General features: G+C 40.1%; 19 protein-coding genes and 1 tRNA gene. 7 read left to right on the top strand and 13 right to left on the bottom strand.

Annotated elements, in window-relative coordinates; translation table 11 throughout:
* Window positions 1-28: 28 nt before the first annotated feature.
* From FMM05_RS07785 to alaS, 4 genes are all read right to left on the bottom strand, one after another.
* Complete coding sequence (locus tag FMM05_RS07785) at window positions 29-640, bottom strand: DUF4230 domain-containing protein (RefSeq protein ID WP_143372779.1); 612 nt, start codon at window positions 638-640, stop codon at window positions 29-31.
* A 50-nt stretch (window positions 641-690) separates the two neighbouring features.
* Window positions 691-1,647 carry a GSCFA domain-containing protein gene (locus FMM05_RS07780; protein WP_143372778.1) on the bottom strand — a complete coding sequence of 319 codons (957 nt, stop codon included), beginning with the start codon at window positions 1,645-1,647 and terminating at the stop codon, window positions 691-693.
* Window positions 1,648-1,657: 10 nt separating this feature from the next.
* Entirely contained in the window at window positions 1,658-2,035 is a 378-nt protein-coding gene (locus FMM05_RS07775; RefSeq protein ID WP_143372777.1) for a GxxExxY protein, read from the bottom strand.
* Window positions 2,036-2,360: 325 nt separating this feature from the next.
* The gene (gene alaS / locus FMM05_RS07770) at window positions 2,361-4,988 is read right to left on the bottom strand and encodes an alanine--tRNA ligase (protein ID WP_143372776.1); all 2,628 of its coding nucleotides are present in this window, start codon (window positions 4,986-4,988) and stop codon (window positions 2,361-2,363) included.
* A 167-nt stretch (window positions 4,989-5,155) separates the two neighbouring features.
* Between alaS and FMM05_RS07765 the strand changes: the two genes are divergently transcribed.
* From FMM05_RS07765 to FMM05_RS07745, 5 genes are read left to right on the top strand one after another with little or no spacing between them, the layout of a single operon-like run.
* Window positions 5,156-6,133, top strand: coding sequence for a M23 family metallopeptidase (locus FMM05_RS07765; protein ID WP_143372775.1), 978 nt, complete (start codon window positions 5,156-5,158; stop codon window positions 6,131-6,133).
* The gene (locus FMM05_RS07760) at window positions 6,133-6,462 is read left to right on the top strand and encodes a MerR family transcriptional regulator (RefSeq protein WP_143372774.1); all 330 of its coding nucleotides are present in this window, start codon (window positions 6,133-6,135) and stop codon (window positions 6,460-6,462) included. The genes FMM05_RS07765 and FMM05_RS07760 overlap by 1 nt, the downstream gene beginning before the upstream one ends.
* Before the next feature lie 13 nt (window positions 6,463-6,475).
* Window positions 6,476-7,069: a LemA family protein gene (locus FMM05_RS07755; protein ID WP_143372773.1), complete on the top strand. Its 594-nt coding sequence runs from the start codon at window positions 6,476-6,478 to the stop codon at window positions 7,067-7,069.
* A gap of 4 nt (window positions 7,070-7,073) precedes the next feature.
* A complete protein-coding gene (locus FMM05_RS07750; RefSeq protein ID WP_143372772.1) occupies window positions 7,074-7,511 on the top strand; it encodes a TPM domain-containing protein in 438 nt (145 codons plus the stop codon).
* A complete protein-coding gene (locus FMM05_RS07745) occupies window positions 7,511-8,332 on the top strand; it encodes a TPM domain-containing protein (RefSeq protein WP_143372771.1) in 822 nt (273 codons plus the stop codon). The genes FMM05_RS07750 and FMM05_RS07745 overlap by 1 nt, the downstream gene beginning before the upstream one ends.
* A gap of 199 nt (window positions 8,333-8,531) precedes the next feature.
* On the opposite strand, the gene FMM05_RS07740 is transcribed toward FMM05_RS07745, so the two are convergent.
* Window positions 8,532-10,235, bottom strand: coding sequence for a helix-turn-helix domain-containing protein (locus FMM05_RS07740; protein ID WP_143372770.1), 1,704 nt, complete (start codon window positions 10,233-10,235; stop codon window positions 8,532-8,534).
* Between the two features lie 366 nt (window positions 10,236-10,601).
* Here FMM05_RS07740 and FMM05_RS07735 point away from each other — a divergent pair, with 366 nt between their 5' ends.
* Both FMM05_RS07735 and FMM05_RS07730 read left to right on the top strand, forming a co-directional pair.
* Complete coding sequence (locus tag FMM05_RS07735; RefSeq protein WP_143372769.1) at window positions 10,602-11,315, top strand: hypothetical protein; 714 nt, start codon at window positions 10,602-10,604, stop codon at window positions 11,313-11,315.
* 39 nt (window positions 11,316-11,354) lie between these two features.
* On the top strand, window positions 11,355-11,651 hold the full coding sequence (locus FMM05_RS07730; RefSeq protein ID WP_143372768.1) for a hypothetical protein: 297 nt from the start codon (window positions 11,355-11,357) through the stop codon (window positions 11,649-11,651).
* A gap of 90 nt (window positions 11,652-11,741) precedes the next feature.
* Here the strand turns inward: FMM05_RS07730 and FMM05_RS07725 are convergent, their stop codons facing one another.
* From FMM05_RS07725 to FMM05_RS07690, 8 genes are all read right to left on the bottom strand, one after another.
* Window positions 11,742-14,567, bottom strand: a complete 2,826-nt coding sequence (locus tag FMM05_RS07725) for an outer membrane beta-barrel protein (protein ID WP_143372767.1) — start codon at window positions 14,565-14,567, stop codon at window positions 11,742-11,744.
* Window positions 14,568-14,740: 173 nt separating this feature from the next.
* Window positions 14,741-16,051, bottom strand: a complete 1,311-nt coding sequence (gene der / locus FMM05_RS07720; protein WP_143372766.1) for a ribosome biogenesis GTPase Der — start codon at window positions 16,049-16,051, stop codon at window positions 14,741-14,743.
* A 124-nt stretch (window positions 16,052-16,175) separates the two neighbouring features.
* On the bottom strand, window positions 16,176-17,060 hold the full coding sequence (era, locus tag FMM05_RS07715) for a GTPase Era (protein ID WP_143372765.1): 885 nt from the start codon (window positions 17,058-17,060) through the stop codon (window positions 16,176-16,178).
* A 188-nt stretch (window positions 17,061-17,248) separates the two neighbouring features.
* Window positions 17,249-17,734 (bottom strand): hypothetical protein, encoded by a 486-nt coding sequence (locus tag FMM05_RS07710; RefSeq protein WP_143372764.1) that lies wholly within the window; start codon window positions 17,732-17,734, stop codon window positions 17,249-17,251.
* A gap of 305 nt (window positions 17,735-18,039) precedes the next feature.
* Window positions 18,040-18,112, bottom strand: a tRNA-Met gene (locus FMM05_RS07705).
* Window positions 18,113-18,241: 129 nt separating this feature from the next.
* On the bottom strand, window positions 18,242-18,703 hold the full coding sequence (locus FMM05_RS07700; protein ID WP_143372763.1) for a hypothetical protein: 462 nt from the start codon (window positions 18,701-18,703) through the stop codon (window positions 18,242-18,244).
* Between the two features lie 593 nt (window positions 18,704-19,296).
* Window positions 19,297-20,259, bottom strand: a complete 963-nt coding sequence (locus FMM05_RS07695; RefSeq protein WP_143372762.1) for a glycoside hydrolase family 5 protein — start codon at window positions 20,257-20,259, stop codon at window positions 19,297-19,299.
* Between the two features lies 1 nt (window position 20,260).
* Entirely contained in the window at window positions 20,261-21,505 is a 1,245-nt protein-coding gene (locus FMM05_RS07690; protein WP_143372761.1) for a glycoside hydrolase family 27 protein, read from the bottom strand.
* Window positions 21,506-21,639: the final 134 nt, after the last annotated feature.

Raw genomic sequence — 21,639 nt, 5'->3', positions numbered from 1 at the left:
TTAAAGAGCATCCTAAAGGTGCTCTTTTTTATAACAGTGTGTTTATATTCTCGGTTTGTACATCCTGGCCGTTGTATTGCAGTTTCCAACCCATGGTATTGGTAAGTATCAATAGTTTAGATAATTCGCTTATAAGCCTGTTTTGGGCGTTGGTCTTAAGGGTAGATTTCTCTATTTTTTTGGCAAGGCTGGCTTTTACCTGTGCATTTATCTTATTGTAATCGTCTCCGCTAAACTCATTAAACCCATTTTGCTGAACATCATAAAACTTTAGGTCGGGGTTAATTTTAATCTCTTCTTTAGGGATGTTTTTTATCGTGATTACCTTGTTTACCTCATCAATATCATACTCAATCTTGCTCAGGTCGAAACTCACGGTAACATCGGCGTTAACCACCACTAAGGCCTTTTTCTCGAAAGAAACAAGGTCCATTAAATATTTTTGCTGGTCTTTATAGGTAAGCACTTCGCTAAAATGGCCTTCGGTAACTACCAGTTTGCCTACATTTTTAATTTGCTGTTGTATAAGGGCAGTTTCTTCAATCGTGGTGCGGCTGTCGTCATCCTTAAACTCGCAATACCTAAAGGCAAGGTAAATTAGTATAAGTACCACAATACCAACTGCTATCTTTTTAACCATTTTTATTTTAAATGTAAGAAGATTTTGCGGAAACCCCTGTTATAATACACTTAAAAAGTAATGTGGGGGTATTGATTTTGCAGCGTTGCAATTTTATCTGACAGCTTTGTCAAAAAATTACGGTGCTGTTGCGAATCGGGGTTAAAAGAGCGGTGCTGCAACCCTTTTTGTATGGTGTCGGCCAGTTTCATGGTTTGCTGTGCCTCCCGGGTAATCCAGGCATCAGTAAAACGCTCCCAGATGTAGTCTATTGCGGTTTGGTTAGGATGGATCATATCCTGGGCATAAAAGCGGTAATCGCGCAGCTCGTCCATCATGATTTCGTAAGAGGGGAAGTAAAGCCCCCCTGCCCCCAAAGGGGGTGTTGCCAAAACCGTGTGCAAAGCACTAATTAAATTAGCCTTGCTCCATTGGTTTTCGGTAAAACCATCTTTAATGTGGCGCACGGGCGAAACCGTGAATATAATATGTGCAGCCGGGTTAACTTCTTTTACAAGGTTGACAATTCCTGAAAGGCTATCCTGTATTGCATGAGCCGAAAGCAGTTCTTTATTAAATTGCTTTTGAGGCACCTTATGGCAATTGGCTACCAGGTTGCCCGAAGCAATTTCCCTATATACCCATGCTGTGCCTAAGGTAATGATAAGGTGGGTGGCGGTTTTAATTTCAGCATGCGCCGACGCTGTTGCTGTGTTGAGGTTGGCAAGCAACTCTTCTTTAGATGTGCTGCTCAGGTCGGAGTGGGCATCAAAACAATGCCAGCGTTCGTTATTAAAAAAAATATCGGCTTCGGTAAACGTTTTTTGGTTTACAGCAAAGCCGATAAATTTTTCTAATGCCAATGGGTGAAATAATATTCCAAATGGGTTGGTGGTATTGCGCAGTTTAAAATAATCAAACTTTTGGCCTATATTAACTGCAAAACACGAACCCAAGGACATAATACGTGAATTATAATCTATAGGCAGATTACCTTTTGTAATGGGTATTTGGGTTGTGAAGTGCATGGTTTTTGTATTACAAATTATGTGCTATCCTCTTAATGCCGTCTTTTATATAGGCTTCGTTAAAGTTAATTAAAAGCCCCAATTTGCAGCCCGATATACGTAGATAAGTTAGTACCTGTTTAGGATGCACAAGGGCAATTTTTTCGACAGATTTGATTTCAATAATTACCTTATTTTCTATAATTAAATCTGCCCTATAGCCTATATCCATTTTGAGGTCTTTCCAAATTAATGGTAAAGGCTTCTGGCGTTCAACCCTTAAACCGCGCTGCTCTAATTCGTAATACAATATAGTCTCATATACAGATTCAAGCAAACCAGGTCCAAGTTTAACATGAATGTGATAACAGGCATCTACAACTATTTTAGCAATATCATTTTCCGTCATTGTAATCATTAATATCATGCAAAAACGCCTTTGTAATGCTCTTTGCGTCTTCGCGCCTTTGCGAGACGATAGCTATGTGATCAAATATTTTTAATTTGTAAAAAAATATTATTTTACAAAATCTACAAACTTAGCAAGCGTTTTTCCTTCATTGTAAACAAGTTAATATTCTCGCAAAGACGCAAAGGCGCAAAGCGGCTCGTAACGTTTCTTAATAGAACATTATCTTCTCTTGCAAAGGCGCTAAGTTTCAAAAGTTCTTTGTGTGTTCGCACTTTTGCGAGATTTAAAATGTATAAAGCAAACATTTGCTTTGTAAAAAATATTACTTAATAAAATCTACCGCCTTAGCAAGCGCTTCGGGGATGCCTGCCTCGTTTTTACCTCCTGCGGTAGCAAAGAAAGGCTGGCCACCGCCACCACCTTGTATGTACTTGCCAAGTTCGCGCACTACCTGTCCGGCGTTTAAGCCTTTAGATGCCACAAGTTCTTTAGATACATAGCATGTTAGCATTGGCTTACCGGCATCGGCAGTTGCCAGAACAATAAACAGGTTGGTGCCCAGAGTGCCCAGCTCGTAAGCAAGGTCTTTAGCGCCGGTAGCATCAAGGTCTACCTGTTTGGCTAAAAACTGTACACCGTTTATTTCCTGAAGCTCGGTAGCCAGTTCGCCTTTAAGGTTTTTGGCCTTATCGCGAAGCAGCTGCTCCAGTTGTTTTTTAAGCTTAGTGTTCTCATCCTGTAATGATACCACTGCCTTAAGCGTGTCCTGCGGGTTTTTAAGCGCCTCTTTAACCTCGGCAAGGGCTTTTTCCTGGGCCGCAAAGTAATTCTTAACCGCATCATTAGTAATAGCCTCTATACGGCGGATACCCGCTGCTACAGCGCCTTCACTTATAATTTTAAAGTACCATATATCGGCCGTGTTTTTAACGTGTGTACCACCGCAAAGCTCCATGCTGTTGCCAAATTTAATGGCACGTACACTGTCGCCATATTTTTCGCCAAACAAAGCCATAGCGCCTTCTTCAACCGCCTGTTTAAACGGAATGTTCCTGCGCTCTATAAGGGGTAAATGCTCCTGTATGCGGGCGTTTACAAAATCTTCAACCTGTTGTAGCTCGTCATCGGTTACTTTAGCGTAGTGCGAAAAGTCAAAACGCAGGTAATTGGCATTAACCAACGACCCTTTTTGCTCTACGTGCGTACCTAAAATACTGCGTAGCGCCTGGTGTAACAGGTGAGTAGCCGAGTGGTTGCTCTCGCTGTCCTGCCTTACCTTGGCGTTAACGGTTGCCGTAAAGCTACCTTCTACATTTTCAGGAAGCTCTGTAGTGGTATGTATTATAAGGTTGTTCTCTTTTTTGGTATCCAGTATTTCGATCGACTCGTTAATAGACTTAAGCACGCCACGGTCGCCTACCTGGCCACCACCTTCAGGATAAAAAGGCGTAGCGCTAAGTACGAGCTGGTACAGCACACCATCTTTAGCCGAATCTACCTTGCGGTAGCGGGTAATCTTAACCTCGTTTTCAAGCTGGTCGTACCCAACAAAAGTCTCTGTATTGCCTTCAGTTAAAATAACCCAGTCGCCTTTGGCAACTTCATTAGCACCACGAGAACGTTCTTTTTGTTTTTTAAGTTCGGCATCAAACTCCGGCTTGTTATAATCAAGGCCTTTCTCTTTTAAGATAAGCGCCGTTAAATCTTCCGGGAAACCAAATGTATCATACAATTCGAATGCCTTAGCACCCGAAACCTCTTTACCTTCGGTTTGAGCAATTACATTATCAAGCAATTGTAATCCCTGGTCTAACGTCCTTAAAAAAGAAGCTTCTTCTTCGCGAATTACATTGGTAACCAAAGTTTGCTGCGATTTAATTTCAGGGAAAAACTCGCCCATTTGCGCAGCAAGCACCGCAACCAGTTCGTTTATAAACGGCTCTTTAGTGTTTAAGAAGGTAAACCCATAACGTATAGCCCTCCTTAAAATACGGCGTATTACATAACCCGCGCCACCGTTACTTGGCAGCTGTCCATCTGCAATGGCAAAAGCCACGGCACGAACGTGATCGGCAATTACGCGAATAGCGATATTTACTTTCTCCTCTTCGGCGTTAGCAGCTTTAGAATTGTATTTAGTACCCGTAATGCTTTCTATCTTTTGTATAAGCGGGGTAAAAACATCAGTGTCATAATTACTTTGTACACCCTGTAACACCATGCAAAGGCGCTCAAAGCCCATACCGGTATCTACGTGTTGTGCAGGTAGTTTTTCGAGGGAACGGTCGGCTTTACGGTTAAATTCCATAAATACATTGTTCCAAATCTCTACAACCTGCGGGTGGTCGTTATTTATAAGGTCTTTGCCCGGTACCAATGCTTTTTCTTCGGCAGAACGGATATCTACGTGAATTTCAGAACACGGCCCACACGGACCCTGGTCGCCCATTTCCCAAAAGTTATCCTTCTTGTTGCCTAAAAGTATGCGGTCTTCAGCAATAAGGCCTTTCCAGATATCATAGGCTTCCTGGTCAAAAGGCACATTCTCTTCGGGGCTGCCTTCAAACACGGTAACATACAAAATATCTTTAGGTATCTTATAGGTTTCGGTAAGTAGTTCCCACGCCCAGTTAATGGCTTCTTTTTTAAAGTAATCGCCAAAGCTCCAGTTGCCAAGCATCTCAAACATGGTGTGGTGGTAGGTATCAAAACCTACATCCTCTAAGTCGTTGTGCTTGCCGCTTACGCGAAGGCATTTTTGGGTATCGGCAATACGTTTGCTTTTAGGAGTGCCGTTGCCAAGAAAAAACTCCTTAAACTGTGCCATACCGCTGTTGTTAAACATTAGGGTAGGGTCATCTTTGGTTACAATGGGTGCAGATGGCACGATAAGGTGGCCCCTGTCTTCAAAAAATTGCAGGAATTGCTTCCTTATATCCTGGGATTTCATGGTGTATGAAAAATTGGTTTTTAGATGTTACAACTACGCACAAATGCCGTTAGGGAGGAAAAAGCAGACAAAAAACCGTAACATTTATTACATTTGTCCGTCTTATGATGTATTCTTGTACCTTAGGCTTTTTTGCGTAAGGTGCAAAAATAGGATAATTTAGCAACATGGCGAAGGTAAAATATTATTACGACCCCGAAAACCTGGCGTTTACTAAAATAAAAACCAAAAAGGGTAAAAAAATAGGTGTTATACTCCTGTTCCTGGCGGCATCGGCACTGTTTGGTTTCCTGTGTTTTGTGGCATTGCTTAACACCCCGTTTTTTGAAACACCAAAAGACAGGCTGCAGGCAAGGGAGATAGAATACATGAAAATGCAGTATGACGTGCTTAACCGCAAGAGCGCCCTTATGGAAGAAGCCCTTAACAGTGTAGAGGAGCGCGACAACAATGTGTACCGTACTTACTTTAACAGTGTGCCCATTACTGATGAGCAGCGCAAGGCAGGTTTTGGCGGAGTAAACCGTTATAAGTCGCTTGAAAATTTTGACAATTCGGAGTTGGTTATCAATACCACAAAAAGGCTCGATGTACTTTCTAAAGAACTGGTTATACAATCTAAATCGCTTGATGAAATTGCCAAGCTGGCTAAAGATAAGGCCAAGCTGCTTACCGCGATACCTGCCATACAGCCGGTTAAGAACGAAGACCTGCGCCAGGTGGCATCGGGCTTTGGGTACAGGAGCGACCCGTTTACCAAGATACGTAAATTTCATGCCGGTATGGATTTTTCTGCCCGCACCGGTACGCCCATATATGCCACCGGGGATGGTGTTGTAACCGTGGCCGATGCTAATTCATCGGGCTATGGCAACCACATTGTAATACGCCACGGCTATGGCTACGAAACGCTATACGGGCACATGAGCAAGTATAAGGCAAGGGCGGGGCAAAAGGTTAAGCGTGGCGATATTATAGGCTACGTGGGCAGTACCGGCCGCAGCGAGGCACCCCACCTGCATTACGAAGTGCATAAGAACGGAACGGTGGTAAACCCGTTAAACTTTTATTACGGAAACATTTCTGCTAAAGAATACGTTTTAATTTCTAAATTAGCTAACCAGGAAAACCAATCTCTCGATTAATGCATTTAGAACTCCCCGAAAAACGATACTACAGCATAGGCGAGCTTGCCGCTGCCTTTAATGTAAACGCCTCCCTTATCAGGTTTTGGGATAAGGAGTTTGATGTGCTTAAGCCTAAGAAGAACGCTAAGGGCAACCGTATGTTCACGCCCGAAGATGTTAAGAACCTGCAGCTTATTTACCACCTTGTAAAAGAGCGCGGCTTTACGTTAGATGGGGCCAGGGTGCACCTTAAGGAGGGCCAGAAAAAAACTATGGATAAGTTTGAAATAATCCGTAAATTAGAAGCTATTAAAACCAGCTTAACAAACATAAAAAACGAACTTTAAAACAAAAAATAAAATGAAAAAGTGGTTAATACCCGTAATTATTATTGTAGCTATTATAGCAATTGTAGGCTTTTGGGCTGTAGGTATTAAAAATGGGGCGATCCCTAAAAACCAAGCCGTTGGTAAAGCGTGGGGTAATGTGGAAACATCATACCAACGCCGTAACGACCTTATTGGCAACCTTGTAAAAACGGTTGAAGGCGCTGCTAATTTTGAGAAAGGTACATTAACTGCCGTTACAGAGGCAAGGGCTAAAGCAAGTTCTATACAGGTAGATGCATCTACCGCTACACCAGAGCAGCTTGAGGCTTTTGGTAAGGCACAGGCAGGTGTGCAATCTACGTTTGGCAGGTTATTAGCTACCGTAGAGAATTATCCGGCGCTGCAAAGCAACCAGAACTTTTTAAAGCTACAGGACGAGCTGGCTTCTACAGAAAACACGATACAAACAGCCCGTACACGCTTTAACGAAAGTGTAGAGGAATATAATAACTACATACTGAAATTTCCTAACTCTATGTTCTTAGGCGATTACAAAGAGAAACCATTTTTCAATTCGGTTGAAGGTGCTGATAAGCCGGTTGATGTAAACTTTAATATTAAATAGCCTTATGGCCGATACAACCGATTTTTTAAACGCTGACGATGAGCAGGCAATTATTGCAGCCATACAACAGGCCGAAAAAAATACTTCGGGCGAAATAAGGATACATATAGAGAACGAATCTGAAAAACCTCCGCTCGAAAGGGCACAGGAGGTTTTTCACGTTTTAGGCATGGATGCTACTACAGCCCGCAATGGTGTGCTTTTTTACATAGGTATTAACACCCGCACCTTTGCCATTATAGGCGATGAGGGTATTGATAAGGCTGTAGAAAGCGATTTTTGGGATTGCACCAAGGATGTAGTGCTGTCGCACTTTAAAGAGAACCGTATTAAAGAAGGGCTGGTTGAAGGGATACTAAGGGCGGGAGACCGTCTTAAACAATATTTTCCTTTTAGCGATGATGATAAGAACGAACTGCCCGATACAATTTCAAGAGGATAATGAAAAAAATAACAGCGCTAAGCTTTATAGTATTTGCACTCACACTGTTGCTGCCCAATTTGGCAAAAGCCCAGTTTGAGATACCTAAGAAACCTGATTTTCAAACCAGCCTTTACGATTACGCCAAGATATTAAGCGCCGAAGAAAAGACGTCACTTGAAGAGAAACTGGTGCGTTATAGTGACAGTACTTCAACCCAAATTGTGGTTATAATCGTGCCTACCATTAATGGCGAGAACATAGGCCTGCTGACGCCTAAATGGGCGCAGGAGTGGGGTATAGGCCAAGCTGCTGAAGATAACGGCGTTTTAATACTGCTTGCAGAGAAGGAGCGCCAGATATGGATATCTCCCGGTTATGGTGTTGAAGATCGACTTACAGCCGGGCAGGTGGGCGAAATGACCCGTGAGGTTATTATCCCGGAATTTAAAGCCGGTAGCTATTACAATGGCCTTGATAAGGGTACCGATGCGGTTTTTAAAATGCTGCAAGGCAAGTACAAGAGCACCCGTAAAGAAAGCAAAAGTGATGACGGAGGTGGCTTTGGCATCATCCTGTTCATTATAATTTTCATCATCATTATAATCGCAGCGGCTTTTGGTAAAGGTAAGGGCGGCGGAGGCGGCAATTATCGTGGTGGAGGCGGAAGCGACATTGGTTCATCAATCCTAACCGGGCTTATATTGGGCAGCCTTGGCCGTAGCAGCGGAGGTGGTTTTGGTGGCGGAAGCTCCGGTGGTGGCTTTAGTGGCGGCGGCGGATTTGGAGGAGGTTTCGGCGGCGGAGGATTTAGTGGCGGCGGTTCCGGAGGAAGCTGGTAAAAAATAGATTTTAGAATTGGGATGATAGATAATAGATGTCGGATAATAGAAAATATAGTGGGGCCAAATCCAGGCTTTCGACTTTATGACTTTCGACTTTACAACTTATAATTTTATGACTTTATAAACTTCGACTTTGGAAGCTAATTCCAAAGTCCAAAAGTGAAATATTAGGCTGCTTTTTGCAGCCTTTTTCATTTTAGGTCAGTTCGTATTCTTTGTTAAGCTCATTCACAAAATACGACGGGTAAATACCTGTTCGGGTAAAAAATGCCTTGCTAAAATGCTGCGCTGTACTAAAACCGGCCTCGGCAGCAAGTGCCTTAATAGTGTAATTGCGGTATTTGGTTTCGGTTTTTAACAGGTTTATAATGTAGTCTATTCTTAAGTCATTCAGGTAGTTAATGTAATTTTTGTCGCGGTAATAGCTTATTACCTTCGACAAATAATTAGCATTGGTATTAAATGCAGATGCCAGGTTTACCAGCGTTAGGTCCTTTTGCAGGAACTTTTTCTGGGCTTCAAACTTTTCAAGCTGCTTTAATATGGCAGCAATAACCTCGGGGTTAATATCAGGTTTTTTACTTTCTGTATTCTTTTCAGGGGTTTCAAAGTCTTCAACAACAGGTGTTTGAGGTGTGGTGGCTTCGTCCCTGTAATGCATTAGCTCTTCAAAACGCATCCTGTACATTTGCTGGTTGGTATAATAACGGTAGAGCAATACCATAACAATTACAAACAGGATAGCTATTGCAATATACAGAATTACAGATAGATGCTCCTTACCGGCCAGCTGTTTCTCGATGTTTACCTTGGCTGTTAGCAGTGCTTTGGTATCATACTCCTTATATATTTTACCCGAGAGGTATTTATAGTTGATGTTTAAAATGCTATCAGCCTTAATCAGTTTGTTGATGTAATGAAGTTGTAACTTTGTGTCTTCCTGTTGTTTATAGTAGTTTATAAGTATCTCATAGTTTTCACGCAGGTCGGGCCTTATGTAGTTTTTCTCAGAAAAAGCCTTATCAACCTTCTTAAAATAGCTCAGGGCTTTATCCCAATCCTTTAACGCCAGGTAACTTTTGCCTAAGTAAAAATAACCTACTGTTTCGTTGGCAAAGTCTTCATTTTTAATGATTTCCGGCAAAGAATTGTTGATGTTCTTGATAGCTTCAGTATAATCTTTCAGTGAAAACTGGTTTACACCTTCAGAGTGGTAAATGTAGCTTTCAGAGAGTTTATTACCTGTTTCTTTGGCTTTTTGTAGGGCTACATTATTGGTTGCGGTGCATAAGCTGTACTTACCCAGCTTGTTATAGCACAGGCTAAGTGAGTGCATGGAGTTAAGGTAACCCAAGTCGCTTTCGTTTATAAAGTAATCGCTGCAATCTTTAAACAATATGGCTGCTTCATCATAAAATCCAAGGTAAAATTTAATGTTGGCAATGCTGTATTTAACCTTATGCTTTAAGTATGCATTATTTGTGTTAGCTATGTAATCATTCGCAATAATATAATGGTCTAATGCCTTCTTGTACTGCTTTTTAATGTAGTAAATGATGCCTTTGGTAAGGTAGCCGCTGCCAATTGTGGCTTTATCATGTGTTCTTTTAGCTGCAATAATTATGCTGTCGGCATATTGCAGGCTAACATCCTCCGATACCGAAAAAGCTATATTCTCATAGGCCACAGCCATTTTTTCGTAATTGTGTTCTTTTTTAGCCTTGGCAAGCAGGGCATTTTGATAAGCGCCTAAGCCTGTAGTATCTGCATCAAAAGAATCAATTTTTTCCTGTAAATAATCATACGATCTCTTTTGTAAAGCCTCAGAGTTTTCCTGAGCATTTAGTGTGTTATAAAATAATAAAAGTATAAAAATATAGATAGCGCTACTTTTTATCATAAATACAGTTTCTTTTTCTCTACAAAAATTAGCAATTCAATTACATATAGAGGTTAAAAAGTGAGTTTTTAAACCTGCTTGATACGTAAAGATAATTCCAATTATTTAAAATATCGATTTTCAATTAAAATAAAAATAAGTATCTGATTTATAGTGATTTGTTCTTTGTAATTCCCAAATGCAATTCGCGAATTCGTTGCGTGTAATTTAAGAATTGCACTTTATAACGCTTGTGCACAGCATTAAGCCGCTATAGTTTTGACATTGTTAACCACAAACAATTTTAGGTAAACAATCATCAGAGAATTCAACTGCCCGGGCGAAATACAACTGACAAAAATCAATTCACAATTAAATTTTTTACTTATGAAGACTTTATTAGCACCCGGATTATGCCTTGCTCTTTTGTTTGCATCATGTACCACCGATAGTACAGATGATGCTTTGTATAATACAAGTAATACGCCACAGGCGGCCGAAGTAACCCCTTTTTTTTTAAGGATTGGGTCAGGCCCGGCAAATGCTAATAATGTGTATGATTACACAGGAGAACTTTACAATGAAATTTTAGATGATGCTATTGCAAACAGTACAGGTACGGGAGTATCTAATGTTGTTACAGATGTAAATACTGCGGCTACGTCAAACTCAGCTTTTACTGCCATAAGTCTGGGCTACACCGGTATTACTACTACCACAGTAAGTTGGGTAATATCCAACTCATCTAATGATCAGACTATTATTAATAGTACCGGAGCTTCTACCAGAGGTAAGCAGGAACTTAGTGATTTTGTAGACCTCATGGAGGCTTTGCCTAACCGCACGTATGATGAGGGTTATGATGCAATTGCCGCTTTTGAGCATGATATTATAAACGACAGTACCTTAAATAGCCTTGATAAACGGATAATATTGTCTGCAACATCTATAGCCAGGTATTCGCTTTACAGGACTTTTAACAATGGTGGCGATAAATCATGGACCAAACATAAAACAGGTGTTTACGGAGGAATTACGGGAGCCGATGCCAGTACTGCCAAAGGTGTTACTACCGGTGTTTCGTCATCATTAGCCCAATGACCTACAGCTAATTAATTTGCTAACTTTTAATCTACTATAATGAAACTTAAAACCATACATATCCTTTATTTACTACTGATAATTGTAAATATTGTTAGCCTGTATTTAATAATAGATATGTCTACTTACGACGAAATGGTGAGCTATTTGAGCAATGGCGACGAGAAATTTACCAACCCAAAATATTCTGTAATGATGTTCCTTATTACAGGGGTTATCAACCTGCTGTTTGTTTCGGGCAACTTCATGAAAGCACTTATTTTTCAAAAAAAGGTTACTTTTTATAACAACCGGGGTGCTACCATCCAGTATAAAGAAGCCAAAAAATTTAGTTAATTAGTTATTTTAAATTTGGTTGTGGGCTGTAGCAATACGGCCCTTTTTTGAGTGAAGAATAGGCCGCAATTCGCAGCCTATTCTTGTTTATTAATACATCATAAAGCGGCCACCGCTGCGTTTCTTCTTGTCTTTATCGCCAAATTTTTTAAGGCTGTAGGTTAGTGAGAACATTGCATAGCGCTTTAATACTGTATTTTGTTCATCGCGAATGGTAGTTGCTGTGATAGCACGCGATGTGCCAAGGTTTTGGTTAAGTACGTCGTATACTTTAACCTTAAACAAAAAGTGATCATCGAGGAAATTAAAGCCCAGGCTGGTGTTCCATAAAAAGAAATCTTTTTTAAACCCATCCGAAATATTTGAATTGTAAGTATATCCAAAATCGTTACCAAATACTATATTTTTAGGCCAGTAGCTGGTAGTTTGTAAATTTAGAGAGTGCACAAAATTATTTGTAGAACTTATAGGGTAATTTGTATAATTACTTTGCCTGTAAGAATAACTATATGACGGTGCAATAGTTAGCAGGTCGCCGTAATCATAATTTAAACCCAACCTTGGGGTAAGGCTCATTATTTTGGCCTCAAAAAGCTCGCTGTTTGTAAACCCTTTTTCAAAATTATAGCTACCGTTAAAGCCTGCATTAATCCTAAAGGTATGGGCTTCACGCTTTATTGTTTTGTTCCAGTTAATGCCAAACCACGATTGGTACCCACCCGCTACGTTCCTGTAGCTCGTAGTCCTCTTGGCGCTGCTGCTGTTAATATCTGTAAATGATACTATTTGAGAGTCATAAAGGTTAAGGCTACCGTAAATTCCGTATCCTGAGCGGGTTGCAAAATCAAAGTCCCTGAGACTTAAATAAATATCATGCGATTTTTCCGGTTTTAAGTTTGCGTTACCTACATAAGTGTTAAGTGGGTTACTAACATCCTCTATAGGAAGTATTTGTGTTGCCTGCGGAAATTCTACATTATAGTTATAATTGGTCCACAAATGCATTGATTTACTTAGGTTTAGGCCAAAATTAGCACCTACATAGGGCAGCGCATAGTTTTTATTTACGGTATAAGTATCGCCAAAGTAGGTACCCTTATTATCAAAATTAGTAATACTGCTACCTACGTTTACACTAATATTGAATTTTTTCTTGTTGTAATCAAAACCGGCGGTAGGACGTATTGTTCCTGTAACCGATGACAGGTAGTTGGTAAGCGAATCGTTAAGTTGGTCATATCTCCCGCTTGCTTCATCATAATTATACCCAACACGGTCCTGTACGGATTGTGAATGGGAGTAGTTAGCACCAACTTTTAAGCGTAACGAGTCGTTTATAGGTTCCAGATATTCAAAGCTGCCGGTATAATTGTCGCGCGTTTGCCTGTTATACCTTATTTGGTTACGTATATCGGCCGTTTCTTCTGCTATGCCATCATTGTTGGTGTCTTCGTATAAAAGGGTGGTAGACTGGTTTAATGTTGATGCATCATCAAGATTGTTATCGTTGCTAAAGGATGCGCCAATGGTACGGCCCTTCTTTTTTAGGGCTTTCCTGTAGTTGATGTTGTTGGAAAAATTGCGATTATCCGACTCATTAAAGATATCGCTGTCGCTGCTGTTGCTAATATTACCATCTTGGTCTGTAGTGGTTTGGTTTGCAGACGACCTTACTTTTGAGTTGCCTGAAACAAATTTTGGAGCCATGAAAAGGGTAGAAGTAGAGTCTATTTTATATTCAAATTCAGTACCCACGTTGTGTGCAGAGCGGGTATTGTTTGTGCTGGATACAGAGTTGGTAATAAGGCTTCTGTTTGAAGCCAATCCTGCTTCGTCAGGTAAAAAGGTAACTTCGCGCGTGCGATTTTCGTTTTCGGTTTCACCCTGGTTATAAAAGTAATTCATGGTACTGCTAAAATTCTTAAACCACTCATCATTATAACTGGTACCCGCCATTGTGCTTTGGGTTATACCCTGCCCACTGCCGCCAAACTGAATACCGTTTACGCCAAAGGAACCGTTGCTGCTCATGTATACATTGCGGCCACCACCCATACTATCAAATATTTCATCCATAGAAAATCCCGTAGAATTTATATTGTTGGATGATGCCAACACCGTGACACGGCGCTTGCCTTTAAAGTAATTTATCATGGCGCTGCTCTCGTACCGGTCGTTAGTGCCATAGCCGCCCATAATTTTACCAAAGATACCTTTGTTCTTGTCCTCATCTATAGTAAGATTTATACTGGCATTATCGCTGCTGGCTTTTTTGCCCAATAGTTCTTCTTCTTTGGTTTTGGTATCGGTAACCTGTACTTTATTAATAATTTCAGAGGGCAGGTTCTTTAAGGCTATTTTACCGTCTTTATCAAAAAACGGCTTGCCATTTACCAGTATCTGGTTTACTTCTTTACCGTTTACGGTAATTTTTCCTTCAGAGTCTATATCTACGCCCGGCAACTGTTTAAGCAACGCTTCAACATTAGAGTCAGGACGTACCTTAAATGATGATGCGTTAAACTCCAGCGTATCCGACTTAATACGGATGGGAGGAGCCTCACTTTCTATTACCACTTCGTTAAGATCGGTGCTTTGGTCGGCCAGTTTAATGGTGCCAAAATCACGGTCGGCAATAAGGTTGTCAAATTGTTGTTTGTAAGTAGCAAAGCCTACGTAAGATATTTTGAGCATAACAGGTTTGTCTATGCTACGGGTTTTAAGTTCCCAGCCACCATTTTTGTTGGTAATGGTGTAATCTATAACTGATGAGTCTTTTACAGATGTAAGGTAAACGGTAGTGGCTTCGAGTGGAAAATCATCGGGTCCGGTAATTTTTCCTTTAAGGGTGATGGTTTGGCTAAAGCCAATAGTAGTACAGGCTAAGAATAGAAATAGCGTAAAGATTTTGTGCATGTAGGTAAGGTTTGATTGGTTGATTGATGATGGTAAGGTTTATCTTAATAACATAAAAGTACTATTTTTAGTATGTTGCTGCAATAATAAGCAATAAATATGTTAAAGCAGCTGTTTAAAAAACAAAAGTCCCGAAACAATGTCGGGACTTTATTTACGATATATCGTTAAAATTATTTTTGACGGAAATAGATGTCTATAGGAACTCCTGAGAAATTGTATATTTCGCGCATTTTGTTTTCAAGAAAACGCTTATAAGGCTCTTTTACATACTGCGGCATATTACAGAAGAAAACAAACTGTGGGGTAGGGGTAGGCAACTGCATGCAAAATTTAATTTTTACATATTTACCTTTTAAAGCCGGTGGTGGCATAGCCTCTATAATAGGCAGCATGGTTTCGTTTAGCTTAGATGTTGCAATACGTTGCTTACGGTTCTCGAAAATCTCTACAGCTGTTTCAAGGCCTTTAAGTAAACGCTGCTTGTTTACAGCAGATACGAACAGAATTGGCACATCGGTAAACGGTTGCAGCTCTTCGCGAATTTTGCGTTCGTAATCGCGGGTGCTCATGGTATCTTTTTCTACAAGATCCCACTTGTTTACCAGTATTACTACACCTTTACGGTTTTTCTCTGCAAGCCAGAAAATACTTTGGTCCTGACCTTCAAAACCACGGGTGGCATCTATAACCAATATAATGATATCGCTATGCTCTATAGCCCTTACCGAGCGCATAACCGAGTAAAACTCCAAATCTTCCTTAACCTTTGCCTTACGGCGGATACCTGCGGTATCTACAAGGTTAAACTCAAAACCAAAACGGTTGTAAGTAGTATCAATAGCATCGCGGGTAGTACCGGCAATATCGGTTACAATATATCGGTCTTCGCCTATAAGCGCATTAATGATAGATGATTTACCTGCATTTGGTCGCCCTACAACAGCAAAACGGGGTAATGCCACGGCGTTTTCATCTGGCGGTACTGCATCCGGTAATAATTTAACCAGGGCATCCATAAGGTCTCCCGTTCCGGAGCCGCTCATACCTGCAATAGTATAATATTCGCCAAGGCCAAGGTTGTAAAACTCAACAGCATCTTTTTCGCGCATAGAGTTATCTACCTTATTTACAGCTAAAAGTACCGGTTTTGTAACTTTACGAAGCAATTTTGCCACTTCGTCATCCATTGGGGTAATGCCTTCTTCAACATCAACCAAAAATATAATTACATCGGCCTCATCTATAGCCAGTTCTACCTGGCGGCGAATTTCGCCCTCAAAAATATCGTCAGATCCTTTTATATAACCACCGGTATCTATTACCGAGAATTCTTTGCCGTTCCATTCACTCTTACCGTAATTCCTATCGCGAGTAACACCGCTCACAGAGTCTACAATAGCCTCCCTGCGCTGTATCAGTCGGTTAAAAAAGGTAGATTTCCCCACATTTGGGCGTCCTACTATGGCTACGATATTGTTCATTAATTTATTTTAATTTTTTGCAAAAGTACTCTTTTAAGTTGTAAAGTCATAATGTTGAAAGTCTTAAAGTTATAAAGTAACGGGTGGCTTAAACTTTTCGACTTTAGACATTTAAACTTTTAACTTATTTATTGTTGTAGCCAAAGCGCCTTAACTGGTAACTATTGCTACGCCAGTCCTTATTTACTTTTACAAACATTTCTATATGTATTTGTTTACCAAAGAATTTTTCCAGATCTTCCCGGGCCTGTATGCCTACGCGTTTTATGGCAGCACCTTTGTGGCCTATTATTATACCCTTTTGAGTGTCACGCTCTACCATTATCACTGCGCGTATGCGTATAATGTTGTCGTCTTCAATAAACTCTTCGGTTTCAATCTCTACGGCATAAGGTATTTCCTTATCATAGTTTATAAGTATTTTTTCGCGTATGGTTTCGTTTACAAAAAAGCGTTCCGGCTTATCGGTAAGGGCATCTTTAGGGTAATAAGGAGGTGACTGCGGCAATAGCTCAAGTATGCGGCTAAAAACTTCTTTTACATTAAAGTTTTGCAGTGCGCTAATAGGGTAGATCTCTGCATTAGGTACTTTTTCTGCCCAAAGCTGTACCTGCTCTTCCAGCTGGCTTTGCTCACTTTTGTCTATTTTATTTAGTAAAAGCAGCACCGGTATTTTAGCGTGGACGATCTTATTAAAGAAAGCCTCGTCTTTAAGTTCTTTTTCGCCTATCTCTACCATATAGATAAGTACGTCGGCATCTTCAAAAGCCGATTTCACAAAGTCCATCATAGAGTTTTGCAGCTCATATGCGGGCTTTATAATACCTGGGGTATCTGATAGCACTACCTGAAAATCATTACCGTTTACAATGCCTAAAATGCGGTGACGGGTAGTTTGTGCCTTAGAGGTAATAATAGATAAGCGCTCGCCTACAAAAGCGTTCATTAATGTGGACTTGCCCACGTTTGGGTTGCCTATTATGTTTACAAAGCCTGCTTTATGTTCCATAGATCTTAAAATAAAAAACTTCCCTTTTAGGGAAGCTTATTTGTGTTTGGGGCAGGGATTTAACCTGTGTATGTTTGTTCCTGAATTTATTGCCCTCCAAATCATTTTCTAACTTCGCCTGATTAACAATGTTTTATCAGGATTATTAATGCAATACATTAATAAAGGTGCAAAGATAGGACTTTAAATTACATTACCTGTTTTTTATAATAACTTAGTTGGCTGTCGTTCATAAAATGACGGGTAAAAGCCAGGTTATGATCTAAAGTGCGGTTAGGGTTGTAGCTAAGGTATTTTTTCTTCTGAACATCGTTAAGTAGTTTTCTAAACTCTTCTTCATGTTTTATGAGCACTTTAATCATTTCATTCTTAGCGCGTGAGTGTTTGCTTTTTTTGTACTCATCATAAGCTGTTTTCCATTCTTTATACTGAGTCCTGAAAAGTAGTGTAAACTTGTCTTTTTGGGCTTTAGGGATTTCAAAAACTTCTACATCACGTTCTTTATTGTTTAACGCAGCAAACTTGTAGTATACATAACCACCCTGCTCAGAACTGTTATGTCTTGCCCAGCCTTTTAAGTAAATATCTACCGATGAGGTTTTGAATTCAAAGTCGTAATTGTCCTGCATAACTGGATGTACTGCAAATAACCATAAAATAAAAAGATATTTCATAAATGCGGGGTTTTAAATTAACCAGGCACGTACGCCCTTGGCAACTATTTTTATCGTGGGTTATTTATAGGCTAATTAAATGTTGATTAAAAAACAGCCTATTTGCCCGTAAAAATAGGAAATAAATTTATGTTTTACATTGAGGCGAATAATTAAAAACGGATTTAAATTGCGTTATCATTTATTAGAAGAACTTAAATCGTGTTCAAAAAAGTGTTCAGATTGTATGGCAGGGAAAGTATAAAGCATAAAAAAACGGTTTTAAATTTCTTTAAAACCGTTGATTATAGTGCCTCTTGGCTTAGTAGCGGGAACAGGACTCGAACCTGTGACCTTCGGGTTATGAGCCCGACGAGCTGCCTACTGCTCTATCCCGCGTTGTTTCGAGTGCAAATATACAACCATTATTGAATGTGGCAAGCAATTTGGATAAATGTTTCGTTAAAATTTTTAATTGCGCTGTTGTGGGTTTCTAATCAGCTATTTAAAAATAAAAATAATTTTAGATTACTGTTTAATAAATGCAAAGTTTACGGGATGCTCGTCATCTGCCTGTACAAAATGCAATAACTTGCCGTCCATATATATCTTAACATCGTCTTCATTGCCATTTTCGCTGATGAATAAAAATTGTTTTTCACCCACGTTTTCAATGGCAAATTTTCCGGTATTGACCTTTGGCCCCATAGTTTGGGTTATCCTGTTGCCTTCAAATACTGTATTTGCAGACTTAAAGGCCTCCATACTTTGTATCATGCCGGCTTTTATCTTCTCTAATTCTTCTGCAGGAACACTACCCTGTAGCTCAGGGGTAAAAGTAACACGTGCATTTATAACATCTACTAATACACCTGATACATCAAAGCTTACAAGTTTCCAGGTGCCTTGTAAATCCTGTGGTGTAATTGTTTGCGTATATGCTACCGTTGTGAATAAGCAAACGCTAAAAAATAATAGTACTTGTTTCATTGTGTTATGAGTAAAACGCAAAAGTATACAATAATTCTATAATAGATAATAAGCACATTAATATAATGTCCTCATAACTAAGTTATGATTAATTTTGATAATTACCGCGCTAAAAAATAACTAAAATGTAGGAATTGTATTTATAAAATAGTTATGTTTACATTACGTTTTCTCAGCTATTTATAAATATATGGAGATAAGTACTTGTTAAAATTGCTATACTATTGTATAAGCGATTATTAATTGTTAAAGAGATGTGAAAATTATATTTCAGTAATTAAATTATAGCTAATTTTCGCTCTTTATTTAAATTTCGAATGTTATGTGGATATTAAATATTGTTTGTATAGCGATACTACTAATCGCTGTTAACTTTATAAGAATAATTGTGAGAAGAAACCGAAGGATAGAAAAGTATATGATATCTGATAGTAAGGCAGGAAAGGCCTTTTTAAATTATAAAGGTAGCCAGTATAGTAACAACTTTCTTTATAAGAATAAATAATTAAGCCTTCCTAAAAGGAAAGGCTTAATTGCTAATAAACTAACTCATCTTATTGTAATAGGGCTAAAACATAAAATATTCTAATCATTTACCTATTAAGGCTTTTTAGATATTCCCGTGTTTTCTTACCACTTTTTTTAAGGTCTTTTTCTTTCCAGTTACCTGTAGAAGAAGCCGATTTCTCTAATACACTGCACGTTTCATCCTTATCCGATACCGACCATGTTATCCAGCTCAGGCCCCGGTTTTCCATCCAGTCGATCCATCGCTGCCATTCGGCCTCATTTAACGGGCCATCTCCGGTAGCTTCCATACCTGCTGATTCTGATATAAAAATTGGGAGGCCTTTTTTTATGGCATCATCGGTGCGGTCTCTTAGTTCCTGTTTGTGTGTGGCAGCGTAAAAATGTACCGTGTACATAAGGTTATCATAGCCTTTAATAGGGTCTTCGGCGGGCAGGTTAATGTCCTGATCCCAATGGGGGCAGCCTACGAGTATAATGTTATCCGGGTCGTTAGCGCGTATAACTTTAATGATTTCTTCGCTGTAAGCTTTAACCTGCGGCCAGGTTTCTTCATCGGGTTCATTAAAAACCTCATATATTACATTAGGCTGCTGGGCGTATTTTTTAGACATTTCATTAAAAAAATCTTTTGCCTCTTTAAGGTTAATATTGTGGCTGTGCCAGTCTATAATAACATAAATACCTTCTTTAATAGCACCATCTACCACATCCGTTACGCATTTTTTAGCGAACTCAGGGTTTTCTTTATAGGTTTTGCCTTCGCTGCCAACTTCTACACCCATAGCGGCACGCACTATATTAGCATTCCAGTCATCTTTAAGCCATTTTACCGATCCCGCATTGTAAAAGCGGGGCCAAAAGCTGCTCCAGCCATAACTCATACCGCGCAGCATAACATGCTTGCCGTGGCTATCTGTTAATTGTGTGCCTTTAACACTTAGCTGGCCATGCTCTTTAACGGGTTGCGCAAAACACGTAGCCGAAAGCATTGCCGCTGCAAAGGCAATTTTAAAATGTTGTACCATATTATTTCTTTTTAGTTAGGCGAAGTGCCACTACATCGTGGGCAGGAACATCGGCAACAAAAGCTTTTTTAGTTGTAGATGCACCTTTATCTTTTTTATCCCATACGTTTTTAATGGTATAGTTAGTGGTAGCAAACGCAGCGTCTAATTTATTAATATCATCGTACACTTTCTGTTTGGCCCATTCAAAATTTATTTTTTTTGATAATGTGCCACGGTTTAAGAACACTATTGCCCAATCGCCTTTATCAAGCGGTTTAGCCCAAATTTCCAGCCCATCTTCACCGGATACTTTAAACCCTTGTATGCCCAGTTTGTCCTGGCTAATAGCAATCACTTCTTTATTGGTAAGCACCTCGGTAGTTTCTTTGCTCATAGAGCGCAGGTCGTTACCGGCAATTAGTGGCGCAGCTATCATAGCCCATAAAGTAAAATGCGCCCTGTCTTCACCGGGGGTTAACGCGCCGTTGCCCACCTCAAGCATATCGGGGTCATTCCAATGTCCCGGCCCTGCATACTGGCGAAGGCCTTCCTGCTTGTCCAGTATTTGCATAACACCCCATGCTTTCCAGGTTCCGTGGTCTTTAATACAGTCAAAGCAATTGTAAATATCTCCGGTAGTCCTCCACAGGTGGCCTACATTTTGTCCCCATTCCCATGGCTTATCAGTACCCCACTCGCAAATGCTTAACACTAATGGGCGGCCTGCCTTTTTAAGGGCAGCCGTAATGGTTTTATAAGCGCCTTCGGCTTTTAGGCCTTCGGTATTGCACCAGTCGTATTTAAGGTAATCAATACCCCATTCGGCATAGGTAAGTGCATCCTGAAACTCGTACCCACGGCTGCCGGGCCTGCCACCACAGGTTTGCGATCCTGCATCGCTGTAAATGCCCAGCTTAAGCCCTTTACTGTGCACATAATCGGCCAGGGCTTTCATGCCGGACGGGAAACGTGTAGCATCAGGGTGGATAAACCCTTTGGCATCACGGTCGCCGTGCCAGCAGTCATCAATATTAATGTAGGTGTAGCCTGCTGCTTTCATGCCGTTACTAACCATAGCATCGGCCATTTGCTTAATCATGTTCTCATCTACATTGCAGGCAAATTTGTTCCAGCTGTTCCAGCCCATAGGCGGGGTAAGGGCAAGACCCTGGTATTTTGTATAATCCTGTACATAGTTATCGCCCTGCGCCATGGCAGTAATGCTAAGCCCAAGAGTAAATAAATAGGAAAGTAATTTTTTCATCAATTAAAAGTTTAATGGCGTTTATAGTAATTGGAGTAGAATTTAAAATTATATGATGTCTATAACGGTTAATCATATAAAAACCATTCCCCGAAATTTCTTTCAGGGAATGGCAATCATAGTAAAACTAAACC

The sequence above is a fragment of the Flavobacterium zepuense genome (assembly GCF_007097145.1).
Classification (GTDB): Bacteria; Bacteroidota; Bacteroidia; order Flavobacteriales; family Flavobacteriaceae; genus Flavobacterium; species Flavobacterium zepuense.
Note: the sequence above shows the minus strand (reverse complement) of the source record. Positions and strands in the feature narration are given on the sequence as shown.

What these genes read in the sequence shown, in the direction of transcription:
- FMM05_RS07785 (WP_143372779.1), bottom strand. Translation starts at nt 640, where the DNA reads ATGGTTAAAAAGATAGCAGTTGGTATTGTGGTACTTATACTAATTTAC.
- FMM05_RS07780 (WP_143372778.1), bottom strand. Translation starts at nt 1,647, where the DNA reads ATGCACTTCACAACCCAAATACCCATTACAAAAGGTAATCTGCCTATA.
- FMM05_RS07775 (WP_143372777.1), bottom strand. Translation starts at nt 2,035, where the DNA reads ATGACGGAAAATGATATTGCTAAAATAGTTGTAGATGCCTGTTATCAC.
- alaS (WP_143372776.1), bottom strand. Translation starts at nt 4,988, where the DNA reads ATGAAATCCCAGGATATAAGGAAGCAATTCCTGCAATTTTTTGAAGAC.
- FMM05_RS07765 (WP_143372775.1), top strand. Translation starts at nt 5,156, where the DNA reads ATGGCGAAGGTAAAATATTATTACGACCCCGAAAACCTGGCGTTTACT.
- FMM05_RS07760 (WP_143372774.1), top strand. Translation starts at nt 6,133, where the DNA reads ATGCATTTAGAACTCCCCGAAAAACGATACTACAGCATAGGCGAGCTT.
- FMM05_RS07755 (WP_143372773.1), top strand. Translation starts at nt 6,476, where the DNA reads ATGAAAAAGTGGTTAATACCCGTAATTATTATTGTAGCTATTATAGCA.
- FMM05_RS07750 (WP_143372772.1), top strand. Translation starts at nt 7,074, where the DNA reads ATGGCCGATACAACCGATTTTTTAAACGCTGACGATGAGCAGGCAATT.
- FMM05_RS07745 (WP_143372771.1), top strand. Translation starts at nt 7,511, where the DNA reads ATGAAAAAAATAACAGCGCTAAGCTTTATAGTATTTGCACTCACACTG.
- FMM05_RS07740 (WP_143372770.1), bottom strand. Translation starts at nt 10,235, where the DNA reads ATGATAAAAAGTAGCGCTATCTATATTTTTATACTTTTATTATTTTAT.
- FMM05_RS07735 (WP_143372769.1), top strand. Translation starts at nt 10,602, where the DNA reads ATGAAGACTTTATTAGCACCCGGATTATGCCTTGCTCTTTTGTTTGCA.
- FMM05_RS07730 (WP_143372768.1), top strand. Translation starts at nt 11,355, where the DNA reads ATGAAACTTAAAACCATACATATCCTTTATTTACTACTGATAATTGTA.
- FMM05_RS07725 (WP_143372767.1), bottom strand. Translation starts at nt 14,567, where the DNA reads ATGCACAAAATCTTTACGCTATTTCTATTCTTAGCCTGTACTACTATT.
- der (WP_143372766.1), bottom strand. Translation starts at nt 16,051, where the DNA reads ATGAACAATATCGTAGCCATAGTAGGACGCCCAAATGTGGGGAAATCT.
- era (WP_143372765.1), bottom strand. Translation starts at nt 17,060, where the DNA reads ATGGAACATAAAGCAGGCTTTGTAAACATAATAGGCAACCCAAACGTG.
- FMM05_RS07710 (WP_143372764.1), bottom strand. Translation starts at nt 17,734, where the DNA reads ATGAAATATCTTTTTATTTTATGGTTATTTGCAGTACATCCAGTTATG.
- FMM05_RS07700 (WP_143372763.1), bottom strand. Translation starts at nt 18,703, where the DNA reads ATGAAACAAGTACTATTATTTTTTAGCGTTTGCTTATTCACAACGGTA.
- FMM05_RS07695 (WP_143372762.1), bottom strand. Translation starts at nt 20,259, where the DNA reads ATGGTACAACATTTTAAAATTGCCTTTGCAGCGGCAATGCTTTCGGCT.
- FMM05_RS07690 (WP_143372761.1), bottom strand. Translation starts at nt 21,505, where the DNA reads ATGAAAAAATTACTTTCCTATTTATTTACTCTTGGGCTTAGCATTACT.